Origin of the sequence: Chitinophaga pinensis DSM 2588, assembly GCF_000024005.1 — a bacterium.
In the GTDB taxonomy this organism is placed as follows: Bacteria; Bacteroidota; Bacteroidia; order Chitinophagales; family Chitinophagaceae; genus Chitinophaga; species Chitinophaga pinensis.
This window is the reverse complement of the sequence record NC_013132.1, coordinates 1781687-1799999: the sequence shown is the minus strand read 5'-3', so window position 1 is coordinate 1799999 and position 18313 is coordinate 1781687. Positions and strand designations below refer to the sequence as shown.

The 18313-nt window shown below is 46.2% G+C and carries 12 protein-coding genes; 3 read left to right on the top strand and 9 right to left on the bottom strand.

Annotated features, from left to right (window positions below; all coding sequences use genetic code 11):
* Positions 1-212: 212 nt before the first annotated feature.
* The 4 genes from CPIN_RS07365 to CPIN_RS07350 all read right to left on the bottom strand — a co-directional run bounded on the left by CPIN_RS07365 (position 213) and on the right by CPIN_RS07350 (position 5030).
* Positions 213-1283 carry a UDP-glucose--hexose-1-phosphate uridylyltransferase gene (locus CPIN_RS07365; RefSeq protein WP_012789140.1) on the bottom strand — a complete coding sequence of 357 codons (1071 nt, stop codon included), beginning with the start codon at positions 1281-1283 and terminating at the stop codon, positions 213-215.
* A gap of 64 nt (positions 1284-1347) precedes the next feature.
* On the bottom strand, positions 1348-2514 hold the full coding sequence (gene galK / locus CPIN_RS07360; protein ID WP_012789139.1) for a galactokinase: 1167 nt from the start codon (positions 2512-2514) through the stop codon (positions 1348-1350).
* A gap of 36 nt (positions 2515-2550) precedes the next feature.
* Positions 2551-3612: a glycoside hydrolase family 2 TIM barrel-domain containing protein gene (locus CPIN_RS07355; protein ID WP_012789138.1), complete on the bottom strand. Its 1062-nt coding sequence runs from the start codon at positions 3610-3612 to the stop codon at positions 2551-2553.
* 395 nt (positions 3613-4007) lie between these two features.
* Positions 4008-5030, bottom strand: coding sequence for a LacI family DNA-binding transcriptional regulator (locus tag CPIN_RS07350; RefSeq protein ID WP_012789137.1), 1023 nt, complete (start codon positions 5028-5030; stop codon positions 4008-4010).
* A 112-nt stretch (positions 5031-5142) separates the two neighbouring features.
* Between CPIN_RS07350 and CPIN_RS07345 the strand changes: the two genes are divergently transcribed.
* Positions 5143-6267 carry an acyltransferase family protein gene (locus tag CPIN_RS07345; protein WP_012789136.1) on the top strand — a complete coding sequence of 375 codons (1125 nt, stop codon included), beginning with the start codon at positions 5143-5145 and terminating at the stop codon, positions 6265-6267.
* A gap of 83 nt (positions 6268-6350) precedes the next feature.
* Positions 6351-7136: an SDR family oxidoreductase gene (locus tag CPIN_RS07340; RefSeq protein ID WP_012789135.1), complete on the top strand. Its 786-nt coding sequence runs from the start codon at positions 6351-6353 to the stop codon at positions 7134-7136.
* Between the two features lie 172 nt (positions 7137-7308).
* On the opposite strand, the gene CPIN_RS07335 is transcribed toward CPIN_RS07340, so the two are convergent.
* The 5 genes from CPIN_RS07335 to CPIN_RS07315 all read right to left on the bottom strand — a co-directional run bounded on the left by CPIN_RS07335 (position 7309) and on the right by CPIN_RS07315 (position 16376).
* A complete protein-coding gene (locus tag CPIN_RS07335) occupies positions 7309-8739 on the bottom strand; it encodes a SusD/RagB family nutrient-binding outer membrane lipoprotein (RefSeq protein WP_012789134.1) in 1431 nt (476 codons plus the stop codon).
* Positions 8740-8762: 23 nt separating this feature from the next.
* Entirely contained in the window at positions 8763-11960 is a 3198-nt protein-coding gene (locus tag CPIN_RS07330; RefSeq protein ID WP_012789133.1) for a SusC/RagA family TonB-linked outer membrane protein, read from the bottom strand.
* A gap of 386 nt (positions 11961-12346) precedes the next feature.
* Positions 12347-13066 carry a hypothetical protein gene (locus CPIN_RS07325; RefSeq protein WP_044218069.1) on the bottom strand — a complete coding sequence of 240 codons (720 nt, stop codon included), beginning with the start codon at positions 13064-13066 and terminating at the stop codon, positions 12347-12349.
* 68 nt (positions 13067-13134) lie between these two features.
* Complete coding sequence (locus CPIN_RS07320) at positions 13135-13962, bottom strand: N-acetylmuramoyl-L-alanine amidase (RefSeq protein ID WP_012789131.1); 828 nt, start codon at positions 13960-13962, stop codon at positions 13135-13137.
* Positions 13963-14087: 125 nt separating this feature from the next.
* Positions 14088-16376, bottom strand: coding sequence for a GH92 family glycosyl hydrolase (locus tag CPIN_RS07315; RefSeq protein ID WP_044221048.1), 2289 nt, complete (start codon positions 16374-16376; stop codon positions 14088-14090).
* A 375-nt stretch (positions 16377-16751) separates the two neighbouring features.
* Between CPIN_RS07315 and CPIN_RS07310 the strand changes: the two genes are divergently transcribed.
* Positions 16752-18308 carry a S41 family peptidase gene (locus tag CPIN_RS07310; protein ID WP_012789129.1) on the top strand — a complete coding sequence of 519 codons (1557 nt, stop codon included), beginning with the start codon at positions 16752-16754 and terminating at the stop codon, positions 18306-18308.
* Positions 18309-18313 lie beyond the last annotated feature (5 nt).

Sequence of the window (18313 nt, the reverse complement as noted above, 5' to 3'; positions counted from 1 at the left end):
CCCTCCTGAATATTATATGTGTATAAGTATAGTCAGACTATACTTATCTTACGTTAATGCTACGTAAAAAAGGCAGCACTAAGGGAAGATAAGTATAGTCTGACTATATAACTATATCAAAAAGAAAAGCTTTTTAGCCGTCTCTTTTACATGGAAAAGGACTGCTAAAAAGCAGTCCTCGCACACATTATTGGTTCAAAAAAATAAACAGTTTAAGCAGGCACACCGGCTTGTTTCTTATAATGCACTACTGGCAGTTCCCTGAGACGTGCGGCCGCAAATTCAGGCGTAATATCTCTCTGTGGATGTGCCAGCATTTCATATCCTACCATGAATTTCTTCACTGTCGCCGAGCGCAGTAATGGTGGATAGAAGTGCATATGCCAATGCCATTCCGGATGACTGTCGCCATCATTGAAAGGCATCTGGTGCATACCTGCTGAATATGGGAATGATGTTTCAAACAGGTTGTCGTAACGGGTGGTGAGATCTTTCAGGATCGCGGCCAGTCCATCACGTTCTGCAGGAGTGAACTGCAGCAGACTTTGTACATGACGGCGGCTGATGATCATCGCCTCATATGGCCATACTGCCCAGAAAGGCACCAGCGCAACAAAATGTTCATTTTCTGCGATGATTCGGTCACCCTCTTTCAGTTCTTTTTCCAGGTAAGCGGTCAGCAGGCTGCGTCCGTGTTGCTGGAAGTACTTGCGTTGCTGACGGGTTTCTTTTTCAAGTTCCATCGGCACATCTTCGGAAGCCCAGATCTGACCATGCGGATGCGGATTACTGCAACCCATAATCTCCCCTTTATTTTCGAAGATCTGTATGTATTTGATAAATGGTACTGCAGTCAGCGATTCCAGCTCTGTATGCCAGAGATCTACCACTTTACGGATATCCGGCAGTTCCATTTCCGGTAAGGTCAGGTCATGACGAGGACTGAAACAGATCACGCGGCAAATGCCTTTCTGTGAACGTGCGATCAGCAATTCGTCTTCATCCACCGTTCCTTTTGGCGTATCGGCCAGCAGGGCGGAGAAGTCATTGGTGAAAGCGATCGGTCCATCGTATTGTGTGTTTTTCGTACCATCTGCGCGGGTATTGCCCGGACACAGATAACAATCTTCCACATAGGCGGGACGTTGTGCCAGTGCAGGAGCTTCTACTTTCCCCTGCCATGGACGTTTAGAACGGTGTGGCGATACCAGTACCCATTCTCCGGTGAGAATATTTAAGCGGGTATGAGGATGTGCCGTCAGATCAAAGGTATTTTCAGACATTCTCTCAGAACATTTAATAGCGGATAGTCCGGGACATGGTAACGGACTATCCGCTGCTATAGACTTAGTTATTGACAAGATTATTCACAGTACGGCAGCCATCTTCGATGCTGGTTACATATGCTTTCAATGGTGTTTTGAAAGCCTGTTCGTAACCGGCTGCTGCTTTTTCCAGTAATGCTGGTACGGCAGATTTTCTCACGATATTGATAGTACAACCACCAAAACCGCCACCCATCATACGGGCGCCGAGTACACCCTGCTGACCGGCAGCAAATTCAGCCAGCCAGTTCAGTTCCGGACAGCTGACATTATACAGCTTATCCAGTCCTTCGTGTGTAGCAAATACTTTTTTACCAAATGCTTCCAGGTCATTGCGCTGCAGGTCAGCACAGGCATCCTGCAAACGCTGGATCTCTTCCACTACGTAGCGGCAGCGATCGTATACAGTTGCATTGTGTCCTTTTACATAAGCATCCAGCATATCCATGTTCGCATCGCGCAGACTGTTCACATGCGGATGGTGCTTTTTGATCAGCGCCACGCCTGCTTCACATTCTTCACGACGGGTATTGTATTCAGAAGAAGCCAGGGAGTGTTTCACCTGGGTATCCAGTAATACCAGGCTGACATCGTCAAAGTTGAAAGGAATATATTCGTAATCCAGTGAAGCGCAATCCAGCTTGATCAGCTGTTGTTTTTTACCGAACATGCTCGCAAACTGGTCCATGATACCACAACGAACCCCAACAAAGTGATTCTCTGCAGCCTGTGCCAGCAAGGTCATATCCTTACGGCCGATTCCCAGCCCGAAAAGCTCATTTAATGCATATATGGTAGCGCATTCTACTGCTGCGGAGGATGAAAGGCCGGCGCCCAGGGGAACATTACCGCAAAAAGCACATTCGAAACCACCAAGTATATGACCTGCCTGTTGTAACTGCTGTACAACGCCTAACAGGTAATCAGGCCACTGTTTCGGGGAGCGAACCAGGTTGTCCAGTGTGCCTTCATAACGATCGTTTACATCAAGCGCATGGAGTACGATCTTATTGTCATTGCGTTTTACAATAGCCAGGTAGATAGCTTTATCTATAGCAGCGGGCAATACAAACCCGTTATTATAGTCGGTATGCTCTCCGATCAGGTTAATACGTCCTGCCGCCCTCACCATAATAGGTTCCTGGTCGAAGTGCTGTTGAGAAAAGGCATTTAATTTTGCTTGCTCCACTGTATTTATTTTTTTGATGATATAACTAAAAGGAGATTACTGCGCTCCAGTCAAAGATTTAATAACTGTAACTTCTTCCGTGCTATAAGGCTTACCATCCTGGCGGAAAATGTCATGAAACCATACCGCGGGTTCGCCGCCATCTTTCATCGGCGTATCCCAGGCATAGATCGTATTGGTCTTTCCGGATACCAGCCCCCAGTTATATGCAGCTACTTTTTCTTTCTTCAGTAACGGCATGATATTCTGGAAAAGGCTGCCCCTTGTGCGGGCCATGTATTCTGTACATATCAGCGGACGGCCAAACTTCCGGAGACTGTCAATCGTCTGCTGGTGTTCTTTTTCATCCGCATAATTATGATAAGTGATCACGTCCGAATTGTTCAGCTGGAACACGTTCAGGTCTGTCAGGCTTTTATTCCATACGCCTGCCGATACCGGCTGGGTAACAGGCACCTGTCTTGCCCAGACGAACACCTGCTTCAGCAGATCCATGCTTTTATCGCCATAATTAGAGTTACCCGGCTCGTTATAAAGATCCCACAGCAGGATGCGTTTATCATTCCCGAAGCTGGTAAGTACATCTTTTACATAGCGTTCCAGGGTATCAGTCAGTGCAGGAGAAACTTCCCGGCGTACACCCGGATCCTGTAACCAGCCTGAGTTATGTATACCGGTTTTAGGCGCCGGTTGTTTGCCTGTAGCATAAGTATTATTCCAGCAGTCATCAAACAGTACGAAGGTGGTGGAGATGCCGTTTCTGTCTGAGATGTCCAGGTAAGTACCAATACGTTGTTTAAATCCTGCCGGATCCTGTTCCCAGGCCGCATGGTGCAGGAATACACGCATGGAATTCATTCCGATACCTGCTGCATACCCCAGTTCCCTGTTAATTACGGCAGTATCAAAGGTCTCTGCCTGCCACATTTCCAGCTGATTGATAGCATAGCTGGGAATAAAGTTGCTTCCCCGCTGCCAGGCATGTTGCTTATACCATTTAGCAGCTTTCTTTTTAGACCAGATTTCTCTGGATTGTTCCTGCGCAAAAGCAACATTGGCCATTGTTGCTGCGAGCAGTACAGTCAGAAATACTTTCATTTTCATGTGTTTTTTCAAATTGTGTGGAGCTTGTATGTTAAGTATGAAGAAACGCTTGTTGATAGCTATATTCTGACTGTGGAAATTTCCATGGAATTCAGTTTTTGTGGAATAATTCTCAAAGTTAAAGATTTACGTAAACGATTACAATACTTCTCTCAAAATTACGGTGTGGCACTCTCTTGCTATTGGCATCTATAAAACTAAACTATTGATAAACAACACTGTAAGAAAAAAGAATGTGGAATAGACAATAAATGTAATCGTTTACTTTCAATTTTGCAAATGCTACCCGAAAGGTTGAAGTTACTCATACTAAGGCAGTGCCCGGTATAAACTGGTATGTGATAAAATAAACGGCTATCAGGTAAATAGGAACACCGCTTAGCGACACGTTACTTCTGTGACGATTGCCGGAAACGGGGTACCGGCTCAAGTACAATTTTGGTACGTGCCTGTGTACTGACAGATCCGGTTCCCTCAATGAGTTCCATGAGCAGGCGGAATGCCTCCTTTCCCATTTCAACCGTTTGCTGGTCTATGCTGGAAAGGCTTGGCGTAATGTGCTCGTCAAAGGATTCGTTGGCAAATCCGATCACCCCAAAATCAGCAGGAATATCTACCTGTCTGTCTTTCAGTTCTTTGACAGCGCCGAGGGCGGTAAAATCCTCTACGGCAAATACCGCATCAGGCGGAGCTGGCAATGCCAGCAGGTGCGTAATGGCCTGGCGACCGGCATTAATGGAGACGTCTCCAAAATATACCAGGGAGTCGTCAAAAGCGACCTTGTAAGCACTCAACGCAGCCTTATACCCTTCCAGACGGTCCTTGAAGATCTTCAGGTGCTGCTGCCCTGCAATATGTGCAACGCGGGTATAACCCTGTTTTAACAGATGCTCAGTAGCATAGTAAGCCCCCTTAAAGTCGTCCACCACTACGGAAGGAATATTCAGGCTGTCATTCGCACGGTCAAAAAAGACCAGTGGTACGCCGCGTTCCGTGATTTCCAGGTAATGACTGAACTCCATGGTCTCCTTGGCAATAGACGCCAGGATACCATCCACACGGGTACTCAGGAAGGTTTCAATCGCCTTCTTTTCGTATTCCGGTTGTTCATTCGACTGGTATATCAGCACATTATAGCCATGCTGGTTGGCCAGACTTTCAATACCGTGGACAACAGATCCGAAGAAGTTAATCTCCGCACTGGGGATAATTACGCCGATAATGTTGGTGCGGCCTGAACGGAGCGACCAGGCTATTCTGTCCCGCCTGTAGTTCATTTTCTCCGCAGCGGCCTGCACCAGCTTACGTGTCTCTTCACTGGTACCTTTGCGGTTATTTAAGGCTCTGGAAACAGTTGCACCTGTTAAATTCAGTTCTCGGGCAATGTCTGCTATGGTGACTTTGTTATTCAACGAAGGGGATGCTTTCCACTAAAGTAAAAAAATCATTCCGGATACGCCAAAATTTCTGACTATGCGTAGTAAAATGGTTGTATTATATTTATAGAATATCCAACAGACTTCTATGACTAACACAACACCACAGCGCTTCCTGCCACTGGACGTATTCAGGGGACTGACCGTATGCTTTATGATCATCGTGAATACGCCGGGCTGGGACACCTCCTATTACATACTCAATCACGCACAGTGGAACGGGTGTACGCCGACAGACATGGTTTTCCCTTCCTTCCTCTTTGCGGTAGGTAATGCCATGAGCTTTAGTATGCGCAAATTCCAGCAGCTGGAAAACACGGCCGTTCTTTCAAAGATCTTCCGTCGTACCCTGCTGATATTCCTCCTGGGTTTCCTGATGTACTGGCTGCCTTTTGTAAGACATACCGAGTCAGGACTGGAATTCATCCCACTTTCTGATACACGTATTTTAGGGGTATTACAGCGTATTGCGCTCTGTTATTGTTTTGCCTCCCTCCTGATCCATTATCTGCCTAAAAAAGCGGTGTGGGCGGTAAGCGCTGTTCTGTTACTGGGATATTGGGCCGTTATGTACGCATTTGGCGATCCGGCAGATCGATATAGCCTGACTGGTAATGCCGCCCTCCATTTTGATAAACTGATCATGGGAGATAGTCATCTGTATCATGGAGAAGGGATCGCCTTCGATCCTGAAGGATTATTAAGTACACTGCCGGCTATCGTCAATGTGATCGCTGGTTACTATACCGGTTTATTCATCCAGCAGGAAGGAAAGACGGGCAAAGGCCTGCGTAAATTACTGCAGATGGGCGCCTTGCTGATACTCGTAGCGCTGGTATGGAGTATGGCCTTCCCGATCAACAAGAAACTCTGGACCAGCTCTTATGTACTATACACCGTAGGTATCGATTTACTGATACTCTCACTGCTGATCTTTGTGATCGACTTTAAAAAACAGGAAGGATGGACAAGTTTCTTTACTGTTTTCGGTAAAAATCCGCTGTTCCTTTACCTCCTCTCAGAAGTAGTGGTGATATTCCTCTTCTTCTTCCAGGCAGGTGGTATGAGCGTATACAGATGGATCAATACAAATATCTTCCAGCCGATAGTACCGGGTAAACCGGGATCCCTGCTATTTGCGTTAGTATATATGTTATTCTGTTGGAGTGTCGGCAAGATACTTGATAAAAAGCGTATATACGTACGTGTTTAGAATAGGACAGGATATGCTATCTTAGCTAAAACAATCTCAACGGCTTTTGCAGATCATTGTGTAATTATCAGTTATCTAATAGTATGGAACTATCGTTAAAGGGGAAAACCGCCGTTATCTGTGGAAGCACTCAGGGAATAGGATTGGCTACAGCCGGTGAACTGGCTGCATTAGGCGCAGAATGCATCCTCCTGGCAAGGAATAAAGAAAGTCTCAAGACCGCGGTCGCAGGACTTGCCACGGATCATTTGCAGGAGCATAGCTATGTGGTGGCTGACTTCCGTGACACCCAACAGGTGGAGCAGGCTATAAAAAGTATTACCGAAAAGCAAACGGTACATATACTTGTTAACAATACCGGGGGGCCTAAAGCGGGCCCGGTAATGGAAGCCGATATCCACGAATTCACGGATGCCTTTCAGCAACACCTCATCATCAATCATATACTTGTACAGGCAGTCATAGCCGGCATGACAGCTGCCGGCTATGGCCGCATTATCAATATTGTTTCAACATCTGTGAAGGCGCCGCTGAAGAATCTCGGCGTATCCAACACGATCCGTGGGGGCGTCGCTTCCTGGGCCAAAACCATGGCCGGAGAATTAGCCCCTTATGGAATCACGGTGAACAACGTATTGCCGGGCATGACCAACACCGCACGCCTGCAGTCCATGCTGGAGTATAACGCCAGCAAGCGTAATACGACGCTTAACAATATAGAGGAAGAGTATCTGAAAGAGATCCCCATGAAACGTTTTGGCGACCCTAAAGAAATTGCTGCTGCGGTAGCTTTCCTGGCCACTCCGGCCGCTGCCTATATCACAGGTACCAATATCTGTGTCGATGGAGGCAGAACACCTGTACTCTAAGCTTATTGCAAAATAAAAGCCCCGGCAAAAACCGGGGCCTAATTCATCACTTTTTACTATTACAAATTGAACAAGTGTGTATCTGATTTAACAAAAATCAATATTCCTGTCTCATTCTGTAAAGCAAAAACGGAAATTTATTTACGCAAGCAGGAAAACTCTCCCGCTTTCTTTATTCTTTGTCAAACCATAAACGGGTAGTCAAGGCATCTGCGCCCTGTCTGCCAATAGCGTCTTTGTAATTCGTCCCGTTCAACGCCTGCTCTGAAGAAGGATAAGTCATTCTTGCAGGGATCTTACCACCCAATGCACCGGTGTAAGCAGCCGGTAACTTGGGATAATCCAGTCTGCGCCACTCCGCAAAACCTTCCAGTCCGTCGCCAAACAGCGCCAGCCACTTCTGCTCTCCTATTGACTTCCTGTAATTAGCCGCATCATACAATACTGCTGGTTGCGCCAGATAAGTAGTCACATTCAGATCGCTTACACCATATTGTTTCAGAGAAGTTGTTACTGCCTGTGCATACAGGGTAGCTGCATTACCGGATAATAAACCGATCTGCGCTGCTTCTGCTTTAATGAACAATAATTCTGATGCATTGAATAATACCGCTGGTGCAGCAGTCGCGGTAAATACAGCGCCTACGTCAGAAGTTTTATTGAAGCCAAGACGTGCAGCAGAATCAGTAGCCAGACCATTTGTCACACCTACAATCTTGTTGGTATCTCTTGGTACCGCACCATAAATCGGTAAACGAGGGTCATTCAGCTGATTCAGTTTATCAACAATACTCTTGCTGATCCTGTAATCGTTACGTGTCTCCCTGTTCTTTGCTACCGGGTTCTGATTCGGAGAAGCCTGGTATACCAGTTGCGCGTTATCGCTATTGCTTACGATCAGGTTGTTATCATCCGCACCGATTTCGTCGAATACAGCTTTTGCCGCAGCAAACTCCTTATCAGAAATACGCAGTGCAATACGCAGTCGCAGGGAATTCGCAAACTTCTTCCATTTATTCATGTCGCCATTGTAAAGGATATCTCCGGCGATGGTATTTGCAGCTGGTGTGATTAATCCTGAAGCAGTTTTCAATTCTGCCAGCAGACCGAGATAAACATCTTTCTGCGCATCATATTTTGGCGTCAGGTATTTATCGATCTGTGCAGCCTGAGAATAAGGAATATCACCGTAAAAATCGGTCAGCACCTGGAATATCCATGAACGCATGATGATACCCACTGCTTTATAGTTAGGGTTGTGCAGCGTATCACCCAGCTCTATAAGTTTGGTGAAATCCGCCACGCCCTGTGCATAAAAGTTATTCCATACCGCCTGGACACTGGTCGCAGCAGGAATATACCTGTCAGGATCAGTATACTGGATCTTTGCCCAGTATTGTACATACAGCAGGCTCGTTTCCATCGCCGCATCAGTACCCCAGTAAGTATCCACGTTCGCTTTGATACCGTTGGTCAGCAGATAATCCGGCTGCACCTGTTCTGATTCATTCGGATTCTTGTTGATGTCCTCCAGCTGTTTCTGGCAACTGCTCAGTATCACTGCGGCGCCAGCCAGACCCAATATATATTTAATTAGTTTCATGATTTACTGCTTTAATCGGTTCATTAAAAGGATACCCTCAGGTTAAGACCCAGGCTGCGGGTAGTTGGGATCTGCAATGTTTCAAGACCCTGTCCGTTACCTGTGTTGAACGCTGTTTCCGGATCGATGTTAGGTACCTTCTTGTCGATGTACCAGAGGTTACGCGCAGTCACCGTCAGGTTAACCGCCTGTAATCCCCATTTCTTAATCAGCTCCTGTGGCAGTGCATAACCCAGTCTCACTTCACGCAGTTTGATGAAAGATGCGCTGTATACGCTGCTTTCGTTCAGGGAAGAACTATATACTGATTTATAATAACGCTGTGCAGGCAGGATCGCTTCATTCTGTTTACCGTCTGCGGTTACACCATCGAAAACGATACCATCATGGTAAACAGTTTCTCCGTTTGGTGCTGCTGCATTGTGGTCAGCCAGTTTAACTGCGGTACCGTTGGTATTGTTGCCTGCATAGTAGTAAGGAAGACCACCATGTTCTGCATCACGACCAGGGAGACTCGCTGCCAGTACACCGGTATAGATACCTGTGTAGTTGGTACCTGACCAGATGGAACCGCCCTGTCTTGTATCGATCAGGAAGCCCAGTGTGAAACCTTTAAAGGAGAAGTCGTTGTTTACACTCCCTGTCCATTTCGGTGTATAGTAACCCAGTACTTTTTTATCGTTTGCGATCTGCGGTGTACCGTTTGCATTCACCAGGATACGACCCTGTGCATCGCGTGCATATGCTTTACCATACAGGGCGCCATAACGTTTGCCTTTGCTGGCCAGTACCTGGATGTTGCCAGAGCTACCCAGTACGTAGTCGTTCAGGTATCCTTCCTGATCCAGCTCGATTACTTTACTGATGTTCTTCGCATAGTTGAAGTTGATATTCCAGAGGAAACCGGAAGGCGTAGTGATCGGTGTACCACCTAAGGTCACTTCCACACCATGGTTATTGATCTTACCTGCGTTCAGCAGTTTTTTCAGGTAACCGGTAGTCGCACTTACGTCAGCCAACAGGATCTGGTTGTAACTGCTGGAAGTATAATAGGTCACATCCGTGTGGATACGATCATTCAGGAAACTTGCTTCCACCCCAAACTCACTCGCTTTGGTGATCTCTGGTTTCAGGTCTTTTTTCAGGTATTTATCATTCACGGTCAGCAGCGGATAAGCACCGAACGGCTGACTGAAAGGATAAGTATTCACCAGCTGGTAAGGATCTGCATCTTTACCTACCTGAGCCCATCCACCTCTTACTTTCAGACTGGTTAACACATTGCTCTTAATACCCAATGCATCGCTCAGTACAACTGCTGCGTTCACGGAAGGATAGAAATAAGAGTTGTTTTCTGAAGGCAGTGTAGAAGAACGGTCGTTACGTGCAGTTACGTTTAAGAAAGCCCAGTCTCTGAAGCTCAGCTGAGCTGATGCGAAGGCACTATATACTCTCAGTTTTGAAAAATAGCTGGTAGAGATCAGTGGGTCCCTGGAGTTGTTCAGGGTGTACACATCTCTTACGGCCAGTTTAGGCGCCTGCTGATAGTTCTGTTCAAACTGGTTGGTACGCTCGTTCACACCTACCAGTCCGTCGATAGTGAAGTCGCTGTTTATTTTCTTTTTCGCATTCAGGGTAAACTCGATGTTGGTTTCCTGTACCACGTAGTTGTCTTCAGTATAGGAACCGAATGGAGTACCATTTGTATAGAATGCTACTTTGTATTTACGCTTGTCATTATAGCTGTCAGTACCTACGCGGAGGTTAGCAGAGAGCCAGTTGGTGATCTCATAAGAGAGGCGTGCATTTCCGAAGAAACGGTTACGTCCCTGACCAACGGTATTCTCATTCTGGATCCAGTATGGGTTGCTGTAGTAGCTGTGGTTCCAGTTGTAGTCAGTACCATCGGCTGCTTTATAATTACGCAGCAAACGGGTATCTACCTGACGGCCAAACCAGATGAACTGTAAGGTCACACTGTTACCACGACGGCCATCCACACCTGGCAGGTTATCAGCACCTGCTCTTGTATAGTTAGCGAAAGTGCTCAGTGTCAGCTTAGGGGCAATACGGTAAGTACTGTTTAAAGCGAATGAGTTACGGGAAATACCGGTATTAGGCAGGATACCTTCCTGTTTGGTATTATTATATGAGAAACGATAGTCGATTTTCTCGCTGTTGCCTGCTACAGAAACACCATTATTCAGTGTATATCCTGTTTCATAGAAATCTTTTACGTTGTCAGGATGCGCTACGAAAGGTGCAGGCTGTCCGTTGGAGAAGAACTGTGGTATCAGACGACCGTCCATTTTAGGCCCCCAGCTTTCATCCACACCATCGTTCAGTCCACCGCCTTTACCATCTACATAAGAGAACTGTCCACCGGAACCCTGTCCGTAGACGTCCTGGAATTTAGGCAGTACCAGCAGACTTTCGAAAGTCGCGCTGGAATTCAGGGTAACACCCAGTCCTTTGGCGCTTTTACCGGTTTTGGTTTTGATAACCAGTACACCTGCCGCCGCACGTGAACCATACAGGGCCGCAGCGTTAGGACCTTTCAGTACGTTCAGTGACTCGATATCATCCGGATTCAGGTCAGAGATCGCGTTTGCGAAGTCACGACCGGTACCGATACCCAGCTGGCTGTTATCTACCGGTACGCCATCCACTACGAAGAGCGGCTGGTTGTTACCGGCGATGGAAGTCTCACCACGGATAATGATACGGGAAGAACCCATATTACCCTGGCTGTTGGTCACCGTTACACCGGCGATCTTACCTGCCAGTGCGTTTACCAGGTTGGTTTCTTTTGCGTCGGCAATATCTTTTGATTTCAGTTCCTGTACGGCATAGCCCAGGGAACGTTTTTCTCTGGAAATACCTAATGCAGTTACCACAACTTCATTCAGTTTACTTTCGGTGCTTTCCAGCCCTACGTTCAGTACTTTATTGGTACCTACTACCTGGTCAACGGCGCCATAGCCTATAAAGGAAAAGTGAAGTGTATCATTCGGATTGGCAACGATGGAATATTTACCATCTGCGTCTGTATTTGTCCCACGGTTTTTCCCCTTTACAGTAATGATAACACCCGGAATGCGTTGTGCATCGGAGCGGGCAGTTACCACACCGGATACCTTGTTATCCTGCGCCTGAGCCCCTTGCAGACCCAGTAACACCAATAACAGTATCACGGCTGTTCTGTGTAATTGTTTGATCATTGTATCAGAATTTATCAGATTGTTATAAGAAGGATTACAGATCTGTCAAGGCAAAGGGATTCCCCTTCCGCCGGTGAAGACCGGTAGTTACTGTCAGTTGGTTTCTTTGATTTTTTATTTACCTGAAGCTGGCATTATTACATGCACGAACAAGAAGAGTTGAATGTCTTGGGACAACACCCGGACATTGAATTTACGACGTTGGTACAGACCCCTGTTGCAGCACCCTTATGTAGCATATAGGCTATAAACATTTTTAATGTATGGCTTTAAGTATGGGGTCAAAATTAACATACATTTAGTAATCTACAAAGCGAGTAGACTAAATAGACTGAAATAATATTTATTTCTTTACAAATAGTATTGATAATGAACCAGATAAATATCTACTGATTTTCGGAGCCTGCCAGTCCGGCGTCCTCTATTTGCTTTTTTATCGTAGGGTTACCTCCATATTTATTGATAGGCACCTTTAAATTCTTCGCATCCAGGCTCAATGTACTATAGCCCTCATTGAATGCATTACCGAAAGCGTTTCCATAAATAAGTCCCATCCACATGTAGAATGGCTCATAGCGTCCATACCCCCTGTATTGCCAGAACTGGTCCATTTGCCGGGAAAAACGGGTTAATCCTGCACTGAAATCCCCTTCTGTCACCTTGGAAATCGGTATTTTACGTTTTTGTACATCCAGCTGCTCTTTTCTGTACAGGGTAATGCTGAAATGTGAGCCTGTATCTTTCTTAATAGCATTCAGCGCTTCCTGCATAGTCTTATAACCATCATCCACGCCATCGGCACAATACATCAGCAGGGAATCACGGTCTTTAAAATATTTGAAAGTGGTGCAGAAATACAGGTTATCTTCTGAAAGCAGGATCATATAAAACCTGCCATTAGCGTTGATCCGCTTTACCTCAATATGCTCCATGGCGTCTGCCTTTCCTTTACCTCCGGCGCCTGCCAGCTTTACCTCTCTGGATGGCGTACCTGCATTTTCCACGGCCAGGTCGTCATCATCGATTTTGATATGACAGACAGGTACCGCTCCTGTGGTCAGGGTATACCAATCTCCTTTCTGAGCAAACGCGGAAACGGCCATCATACATGTTATTACTACAAGATAACAGGACCGGAGTGATAAGGATCGCATATGTATATGATTGAAAAGGTTTATTCGCTTTTTTCCATCAGGCTGAATAGGATCTTCCTCTCTCCTTCATCAAGACTGGTACTGTTGGTCGTATCAGTCGGCACAAAATGTCTTTTAAATGCTTTAATAGCAGCCACGGTATCCCGGGTGTCATACCCTACGATACGCAATGCCTGTTTGCTGCTGAAATCTCCAGGTATAATGATCTTTGAAGTATCGCCATACCATAATCCGAAACCTTTCTCAGCCAGCTGCTGCCAGGGAAACCAGGCACTTGGGTCTACCTTACGGCCAGGCGCTATATCTCCATGTCCGATAAAGTTGGCTGCGGGGATATTAAAACGATGCTTGAGGGAATCGAGTAATACCAGCAGACTATTGATCTGTTGGGGCTGAAAAGGCGTCAGTCCGTTGTTATCCAGTTCGATACCAATGGAGCAGGAGTTCATATCCGTCACATTGCCCCATTTGGCAATACCGGCGTGCCAGGCTCTCAGGTAATCATTCAGCATATGATTGATCGTCCCGTCTTTACAGATCACATAGTGCGCGCTCACCTGGGTACGGGGCAGTGTGAAGGTGTTAAAGGTCGTATCGCAGGAGCCCTGGGCAGTGTGATGAATAATCACATAGTTGGGCTTACGCAGGTTAAAATTGGTCGTTCCGATCCAGTTTACTGCCGTCGGGGCGCCAGTTGCAGGTACGGCAGCCGGCTCTGTCCGCAAGGTAGCGGCATACTGTTTTGCCTGCTGGCGGTACAATTTATTAGTAGTTGCATAGGGTTTCGGCGCACAACCATATACAGCTGCGGCTATTACCCATAACAGTAAACGGGAATATGCTTTCATCGAATACTTCTTTGGTAGTTTAATTTAATGATTATCCGTTAATTAATAACAAAGCCCGGCTCGTTTTAAGGAAGCCGGGCTTTGTTGTGTGGTTCGGGAGGACGTACATCCCCTTCACATATATCTTATTTCAGTTCCTGTGTCAGGGAGTAAGGCACTGACTTATCAGAGATACCTCTTGTTTTGTTAGGAACTGCATCCATATCTACGTTGATCACAGCGCCTTTCATCAGTTCATTGTGATCCAGCCAGTTATTGGTATAAGGTTTACCATTAACGGTAACCGCTTTGATATAACGGTTAGCATCGCTGTTTTTAGGAGCAGCGATCACCACTTTCTTACCTGATTCCAGGGTAACGGTGGTCTTTTTAAATAAAGGCGCACCAACTACATACTGCTGTGTACCAGGACATACCGGGTAGAAACCGAGGGAAGAGAATACATACCATGCAGAGGTCTGACCATTATCTTCATCACCACAGTAACCATCAGGAGTAGCTGAATACAGACGGTTCATCACCTCTCTGATCCAGTACTGTGCTTTCCATGGCTGACCTGCATAGTTATACAGGTAGATCATGTGCTGGATCGGTTGGTTACCATGTGCGTACTGACCCATGTTCATGATCTGCATTTCGCGGATCTCGTGGATAGTACCACCGTAGTAGCTGTCATCATATACCGGAGGCATATTGAATACGGAATCCAGCATAGAAACGAAAGTCTCTTTACCACCCATCAGGTTGATCAGCCCCTGTACGTCGTGGAATACAGACCAGGTATAGTGCCAGCTGTTACCTTCGGTGAAGGCATCACCCCATTTAAATGGGTTGAATGGTGTCTGGAACTTGCCATCCTTGTTTTTACCACGCATCAGTTTTGTTTCAGGATCGAATACGTTACGGTAGTAACGAGCCTGTTTTGCGAATCTGTCTACTTCAGCAGCAGGACGGTTCAGCGCCTTTGCCAGTTTGTAGATCGTGAAGTCGTCGTATGAATACTCCAGTGTACGGGCAGTATTCTCGTTTACATTCACATCGTAAGGTACATAACCCAGTTCGTTGTAATATTTAACACCAGCACGGCCAACAGAAGTCAGCGGACCAGCATTATCAGCATTTTTCAGCAGGGCTTCGTAAGCGGTGTTGATATCGAAACCTCTTACGCCTTTTAAGTAAGCGTCAGCGATCAGGGAAGCAGAGTTGGAACCGATCATACAGTCACGGTGGCCAGGGCTTGCCCACTCAGGCAACCAGCCGCTTTCTTTGTAAGCATTTACCATACCTTCCATGATATGTGCGTTCATAGACGGGTACATCATGTTGAAGAACGGGAAGGTAGCACGGAAGGTATCCCAGAAACCGTTGTCGGTGAACATGTAACCTGGCAGTACCTGGCCATTGTATGGGCTATAGTGTACTACAGCACCTTTCGCATCGTATTCATAAAATTTACGTGGGAACAGCATAGTACGGTACAGGCAGGAGTAGAAAGTGCGGGTCTGCTCGGAAGTTCCGCCTTCTACCTTGATACGGCCCAGTTCAGTATTCCAGGCAGATTTTGCCTTTTCTTTGATCTGATCGAAGCTGCTGTTACCGATCTCTTTCTGGAGGTTCAGTTCAGCCTGTTCAGGACTGATGAAAGAAGAAGCGACTTTTACGTTTACCTTTTCGCCTTTTGCAGTAGCAAAACCGATTACGGCGCCTACGTGTTTGTCCTGTGCTTCTGCTTCACCCTGTTTCAGCTCACCATTTTTGAATGTAGCTACATAGGTGAATGGCTTATCGAAAGTCAGTACGAAGTAGTTCTTAAAGTTAGCAGGTACGCCACCACTGTTTTTGGTAGTATAACCTATGATTTTGTGCTCAGATTGTAAAACTTTGATATAAGAGCCTTTATCCAGTGCATCGATCACCAGGAAAGCGCTGTCAGTCTTTGGGTAGGTCAGACGGATAGCCGCTGCTCTTTCTGTAGGAGTAATCTCAGTAGTCACATTGTGATCTGCCAGATATACGCTATAGTAGTAAGGTTTAGACACTTCCGCTTTATGAGAGAACCAGCTGGCCCTGTCATCTTCCTTGAATTTCACCTTTCCGGTTACCGGCATGATGGCAAACTGACCGTAGTCATTGATCCATGGACTTGGCTGGTGAGTTTGTTTGAAACCACGCAGTTTATCAGAAGCATAGGTATAAGCCCAGCCGTCTCCCATTCTGCCTGTCTGCGGCATCCAGAAGTTCATACCCCATGGAGTAGCAATAGCAGGATAGGTATTTCCAGTAGAGAGGGATCCTTTAGAATCGGTACCCATCAGCGGGTTGACCCACTCTACCGGATCAGTTACGCTGTTGACTGTCTGCGCCTTTACCCAGCAGGATGCCAGCATAAGGGCGGATAAGATAACTCTTTTCATGTTGAGACTGAATGGAATTTTAGCTTTTATAAGTCTGTAAAAATAGCGTTTCACGGGAAAAGTACTAGTTTATTTTATAAATGGCGATACCATGACCTACAGCGAGGCTAAAATGTTTTAGCTTCGTATAGCTTTAGAACCATCTTTATTTTAAACCTAATATGTTTTTTGTCATGAGAATAAACCTGCCCCATCTTTGGTAGTCAAATGATGAATTTAACGGTCCGGCGGACAAAATAAGACCATGTGATCATTTAATATACCAGAAGCACAGATCTGCCGTTTTAGTATCGTTCGATGCAAATCACCATTCTATATCAGCATTCATTTTAGGGTCCCATTTGACAAAGTTTCTTTTAAAGAACATTTGAACATATGAATAAACATTTTACGTTAGCCATGAAAATGGCGATAGTTGGTGTGCTTGGCAGTGCTATGCTCAGCGCCTGCCGTAAAAACGACGCAAAAGTCGACAATTCAACACCAACTGCTTCTTCTGTTGTCAGTAACGAAGATTCCCTGAAATACCTGATGTACCGCATTATGCAGGTGACCTATGTAGACGGGGGACGTAACAAAACAACCAACCTGCCAACTTACTTCTGGTACAACCAGGTACCACAACTGGATCCTTCTGCCAGCATCTATGCGACAGCCGACGATCTGCTCGCTACCATGAAGAGTTATAGTGTTTCCAATGGTCAGATACTGGACCGCTACAGCTTCCTGGACAGGACCGGCTCATTGTCCAGTTCCCTGCAGGACGGCTTATCTGAAACCTTTAATAAGGTCAGCGCCACCGGTACTTACGGGATGGAAGTCAGTTATGCTTCTGATAACAATGGCAAGACCTATCTCTACATTGTTTATGCAGATAAGAACTCTCCTGCCGGCCAGAAAGGTCTGAACCGGGGAGACGAGATCGTAGCCATCAATGGCGATAGCAATATCTCCTATGATGGTAACACCAATGTACAGAAAGTCACCAATGCAATCTATAACTCCACCTCCGTAACGCTACAGGTAAAGAAAGCTGTGAGTGGTACTGTTGCTAATTATACTTTACAGTCAGGTACCTACAATATCAATCCTGTACTGTTTGATACGATATATACGGTGAATAACCAGAAGACAGGCTACTTCTCTTTCTATACCTTTACCAACACGATAAATAGTAAAGGTGCAGCAACGCTGACCAAGAGCACCCTCGATGCCTTGTTTTCAAAGTTCAAAGCTGCCGGTATCACCAACCTGATCGTAGACCTCCGTTACAATGGCGGTGGTTCCGTAGCTACGGCAGAGTATCTGGACAGCGCTATTGCACCGTCATCTGCAGCGGGCAAACCAATGTACTATTACAAGTACAATGACAAGCTGACTGCTGATCTGGAGGGTACCGGACTGGAAAGCAGCGTTCCGTTCCCGGCCAATACCGGCGGACTATCACTCAGGAATGTTTTCTTTATCACCTCTTCTCATACGGCTTCTGCCAGCGAACTGACGCTGAACAACCTCTTGCCCTATATGAGTGTGAAACTGGTGGGAGATACCACTTATGGTAAACCGGTGGGATTCATTACGTTCAATATCTCAAAGTATGACAGCACACATACCAAGCAATATCTTGCGGATCTGTATGCTATCAACTTTGCGACAGAAAATGCCAACCATGCAGGTGGCTACTATACGGGGATCGCACCTGATGAACCGGCAAATGACTATATCAATGTGCCCTGGGGATATCGTACTGATGACGACAACCTGGACAAGATCTTCAACTATATCAGTACGGGCAGCTTTGCCAGAACCAGCGCCAATGCCAGGGTACTGACACAAAGCGCTGCCAATCAACGTGCTGCTATTCAGTATTCTATTACTTCCCCGAAATTCAATGGGATGGTGGACTACCGCATCGGCAACCGCATTCACTAATCTTT